The sequence below is a fragment of the Brachyspira catarrhinii genome (assembly GCF_005518285.1).
Classification (GTDB): domain Bacteria; phylum Spirochaetota; class Brachyspiria; order Brachyspirales; family Brachyspiraceae; genus Brachyspira; species Brachyspira catarrhinii.
In genome coordinates this window covers 1-4,858 of record NZ_SJDU01000172.1, presented here as the reverse complement: position 1 = coordinate 4,858, position 4,858 = coordinate 1, and the positions used below count along the sequence as shown (strand labels likewise).

At 31.3% G+C, this 4,858-nt stretch carries 5 protein-coding genes and 1 pseudogene; 3 read left to right on the top strand and 3 right to left on the bottom strand.

Annotated elements, in window-relative coordinates:
• Together EZH24_RS07290 and EZH24_RS07285 are read left to right on the top strand one after the other, a co-directional pair.
• Nucleotides 1–217 (top strand): acylphosphatase (locus EZH24_RS07290; protein WP_137998460.1); only part of this gene is annotated, 217 nt, incomplete at its 5' end.
• Nucleotides 218–228: 11 nt separating this feature from the next.
• Complete coding sequence (locus EZH24_RS07285) at nt 229–1,935, top strand: LysM peptidoglycan-binding domain-containing protein (protein ID WP_137998459.1); 1,707 nt, start codon at nt 229–231, stop codon at nt 1,933–1,935.
• On the opposite strand, the gene mnmL is transcribed toward EZH24_RS07285, so the two are convergent.
• Complete coding sequence (gene mnmL, locus EZH24_RS07280) at nt 1,925–2,893, bottom strand: tRNA modification radical SAM protein MnmL/YtqA (RefSeq protein ID WP_137998458.1); 969 nt, start codon at nt 2,891–2,893, stop codon at nt 1,925–1,927. The two genes, EZH24_RS07285 and mnmL, sit on opposite strands and share 11 nt — an antisense overlap.
• Before the next feature lie 165 nt (nt 2,894–3,058).
• Between mnmL and fsa the strand changes: the two genes are divergently transcribed.
• Nucleotides 3,059–3,712, top strand: coding sequence for a fructose-6-phosphate aldolase (fsa, locus tag EZH24_RS07275; protein WP_137998457.1), 654 nt, complete (start codon nt 3,059–3,061; stop codon nt 3,710–3,712).
• 66 nt (nt 3,713–3,778) lie between these two features.
• Here fsa and plsY read toward each other — a convergent pair whose 3' ends face one another.
• Both plsY and EZH24_RS07265 read right to left on the bottom strand, forming a co-directional pair.
• Nucleotides 3,779–4,414 (bottom strand): glycerol-3-phosphate 1-O-acyltransferase PlsY, encoded by a 636-nt coding sequence (gene plsY / locus EZH24_RS07270; RefSeq protein WP_137998461.1) that lies wholly within the window; start codon nt 4,412–4,414, stop codon nt 3,779–3,781.
• A 51-nt stretch (nt 4,415–4,465) separates the two neighbouring features.
• Nucleotides 4,466–4,858, bottom strand: a pseudogene (locus EZH24_RS07265) (ribosome biogenesis GTPase Der); the annotation flags it as partial.

The following is a 4,858-nucleotide window of genomic DNA, read 5'->3' as shown; positions in this document are numbered from 1 at the left end:
CATACAATCAATTATTAATTATCCATTTCAAAAGTTTGTTTGGAATAATTATGACGGTTCGGTTGAAATAATAGGTTATTTGGAAACTAAAAAAGAAATAGAAGAGTTTGTGGAAAAAATGAAAAAAGGACCAGAGATGGCAAGCGTCAAAGAATCGAATGTAATTATAATTCCTTCCGACCCGCCAGTTGATGAAACTTTTGAAATGGATAATTAATAATTGATTGTATGATAAAAAATAATATTTTAAAAATATTTGCGGTTTCAATTTTATCTTATTCTCTATTCGGGGAAAATTATATAAATTATAAAGTAGAAAACGGGGACACTTTATACGGAATCGCTTTTTCGCATGGAATGTCGGCAAGCGAATTTTTGAAATTAAACAATATCGAAGACGCCGATAAATATAATCTTAAAATCGGAGAGACGCTTAAAGTAAAAGAAAAAGAATATAGTTTGGTTTTCGATTCGGTAAATAAATCCTACGCTTTTGATGTCGACAAATCTAAATCATATAAAAATTATAAAGTGAAAAGCGGAGACACCGTTCTTGGAATCGCATTTTCGCATGGAATGTCCGCAAGCGAATTTTGCGCGATAAATAATATAAAAGATTTCAATAAATACAATCTTAAAGTCGGAGAGATTTTAAAAGTAGCGAATAATAATATTGAAAAAGTTTCGATTAAAGAAAATGAAAAAAATTCATACGGAAATTCGGTTGATAGAAATTTAGTAGAAAATATAAAAAAAGAAATCGAAGCGAATAATCAAAATAATAATGATAATAATTTTGAAATATATACCGTTAGAAGCGGAGACACTCTTTTTGGAATCGCGTTCGACAGCGACACTCCCGTCAACGATTTTTTAAGAATAAACAATATAGAATCTCCATTAAAATACAAATTGAAAATCGGCGAAAAATTAAAAATATTCCCTCAAAAAAAGAATCAAAATAATACGATAGACGCTAAAAAAATAACTTCGGTTTATAAAGTCCAAAAAGGCGACACGCTTTCGGCAATAGCGATAAATAATTCTATGTCGTTAAACGAACTGCTCGAATTAAACGGACTAAATAGAAATTATTTGCTTAAAATCGGGGACAATATAAAAGTCTATAATAAAGTAAATTTGAATTTAAATAATAATCTTAATAATCAAAACTCTACTTCAAAGAGAGAATACAGAAAAATCGAAAATTATAAAATCAAAAAAGGCGACACTTTAAGCGAAATTGCGCTCGCAAAAGGGATGGATTTGGTGGAAATATATTCTTTGAACGGATTAAACGACAAATCTATAATTAAAGTTGACGAGATAATAAAAGTTTACGCCGAAAAAGATAAAAAAACAGCTTTAGTTGATTCTACTTATTCGGTTAAAAAAGGAGACACTTTATATTCTATAGCTCGAAATCATAAAATGGTTTTATCCGATTTGCTTAAATTAAACGATATAAAAGATTTGAATAATTATACTTTGCAGGCAGGCGCTACTTTGAAAGTTAAAGTATTGAAAACTACTTATACCGACTTTGACGATTTGCCCGAAAGTTCTTTTATTTTTCCATACAGAGGAAGCATAGTTTCAAAATACGGAACGGATGAAAATAATTTGGCAAACAGAGGAATAAATATTTCTGGTAAAGCGGGAGATAAAGTCGTTGCCGCAGATTACGGAATTGTGGAATATTCGGACAATATAAGAGGTTTCGGAAAAGTAATTATCATAAAACATAAAAACGGATACACTACGGCTTACGCTCATTTGTCGGATGCGAAAGTTAAAGCGGGGGATATAGTAAACAAGGGAGATTATATAGGAAATATAGGCGAGACGGGAATGATAAACAAAAACGAACTTTATTTTAAAATATCGTATTTGGGTATGCCTATCGACCCTTTAAGATTGCTTCCTAAAGGTTAGTTTTTAATAAGCCTCCTTGTTTAATATTCATTTCATTCATTTTTTTTATTATCGAATTTATAATTTCTCCTTTCGATTTTTTCCACTTCGGCGCTATCAAAGTGTCGCCCAAACTGTCGCCCGTTAGTCTCGCTATTATTATATTTTCTCTCGTAAATCCCAAAACCTCCGAAATTAATTCTATATAAAAATCTTCGTCCAATGTCGGAAAATCGTATCGATTATAAATATTTTCAAAATAACTTCCTCTCACTATATCGAGTTGATGAAATTTCACGGCGTCAATTTTTAATTTTGAAATATCTTTAATCGTTTTAATCATATCGTTTTTATCTTCGAGTATTATTTTATTATTTTCGATTCTCTTCGGAAGCCCAAAAATTATATGAACGCAGATTATAAGATTTTTATAATTTTCTTTTATATTATTAATCGAATATACGAAAGACGAATAATTATGCCCTCTATTTATAAAGCGTAAAGTTTCATCGTTGGAAGATTGAAGTCCGATTTCGAGCCAAATCTCTTTATCGTTTACTCTTGCCAAATCGTTTAAGTTTTTCAAAGTTTCTTCTTCGAGCATATCGCTTCTTGCCCCGAACATAAGCCCAACGCAATCGTCAAATTTTATCAATTCGTTCGCGTAAAATAAAGATTCTTTCGAGGCAAATTTTGAGAGCGGAGTTCCAAGCTGAAAATAACCGTAATATTTTTTGTATCTTTCTTTATAATTTTTTACTCCGTTTAGCCATTGATTTTTTATGTCATCCTCTTTAATGTAAGGAGGTTTATAACTTTCCAAATTACAAAATCGGCATCCTCCATCGTTTAATTTATGAGCGCAACCGAAATTCGTATTTATTGAAATTTTGCCGACTTTCATTTTAAATTTATTTTTCGTATAATCGGAGAAAGAATAATAAGGTTTTTCATTATTAGGATTATTAGATTTTTTCATTTATAAAGTATATAAGAGGGTTGATATTTGTCAAATAAAAAAACTGTCATTGCGAGCCTCAACAGAGGTAAAGCAATCTATACGAATAACGATTGATAAAATTATTATAAATTATATAATTTATAATAACAAATAAAAATAAGTTAATTATTAGGAGAAAATTTTATGAGATTTTTTATTGACACTGCGAATGTCGAAGATATAAAAAAAGCCAACGATATGGGAGTAATTTGCGGAGTGACTACAAATCCGTCTTTGATAGCGAAAGAAGGAAAAAATTTTAACGATGTTATTAAAGAAATTACTTCTATTGTTGACGGTCCTATTTCGGGCGAAGTTAAAGCTACAACGATTAAAGCGGAAGATATGATTGTCGAAGCGAGAGAGATTGCCAAGATTCATAAAAACATGGTAGTGAAAATTCCTATGACCGTTGAAGGATTGAAAGCGGTTAAAGTTTTGTCGAAAGAAGGAATAAAAACGAATGTCACTTTAATATTTTCCGCCAATCAGGCTTTGCTTGCCGCAAGAGCGGGCGCGACTTATGTATCTCCGTTTTTGGGAAGATTGGACGATATTTCCACCGATGGACTCGAACTTATAAGAACGATAGCCGATATTTTCGATACGCATGATATTGACACCGAGATAATTTCCGCAAGCGTTAGACATCCGATACATGTCACCGAATGCGCGTTAGCGGGAGCGGATATTGCCACAGTTCCTTATAATGTTATAGAGCAAATGACGAAACATCCTCTAACCGAACAAGGAATAGAAAAATTTAAAAAAGATTACGAAGCGGTATTCGGCAAATAAATTTAATCTAAATAGTAAATTTAAATTATTTTAGGCGATTAAAAAAGTTTTTCGTTTTATATTTAATTATTTTTTTGAAAAACTATTTTCTTCGCCTTTTAATAATCTCTTATAATTCGGTATATGTTTGATTATTATAAACAAAGCCAAAAGTATCGTTATCGGAAGTAGGAATCTATAATCTATATTAAAAAATATTCTATATAAAAAATTAATCTTAAAATATAAAACCGTTAAAACAATCGGAAATATTATCGCTCCAACCGTGCTTCCGATTGCAACGGTTTTTTTTGAAGCGAATAAACCTATAAAGAAAAATATCATCGTTATAATCAAACTTATCGGAGCAAGCATAAACATAGTTCCCGCGCTTGTGGCGACTCCCTTTCCGCCTTTGAAACCTAAAAATATTGAAAATACATGCCCGATTATCGCCGCGACTCCGCATATAATTAAAATATTATTTTGTCCTTTCAATATAAACGAAGGAATCAAAACGGCAATTATTCCCTTTCCAATATCGCAGAAATAAGCGAGTATTCCCGCTTTTTTTCCGCATAATCTTAAAACATTGCTTGCCCCGGGATTTGAGCTTCCTTCATGCCTCACATCATGCCCGTTCGCTTTTCCGATTATAAACGAAAACGGAATCGCTCCGATTAAATAAGAAATTAAGACGCTTATAATTATTTTTATCGTTATATTCATTTTTGCCTCTCTTTATATTTTATTTATTTAATTAACTTTTTTTAGTTAACTTTCTTTTTTTCCTCTTTTTTTGAAATTAAGAATTATCGGAGTTCCTCTAAAATCGAATATCTCTCTGAATTTATTTTCCAAATATCTTTTATAATGAGAATTTAATTTTTGAGGATGATTGCAAAATATCGCAAAAGCTGGCGGATTGATTCCCGTTTGAGTGGCGTAAAAAATCTTAAAAGGATTTCCTCCAGCAGTTATCGTGTATTCTCTTGTAGCTCGAACAAAAGTTTCGGTAAGCGAATGAGTTTCAAATTTTTGTCTTCTCGTTTTAGCCACTCTAATTGCAAGCGATAAAAGTTTTTCGGCGTCTTTTTTTCGAGTTGCCGACACTTTTGCGTAAAAAACATAATTCAAAACGGGAAAAGTTTCTTTCATATAATTTTT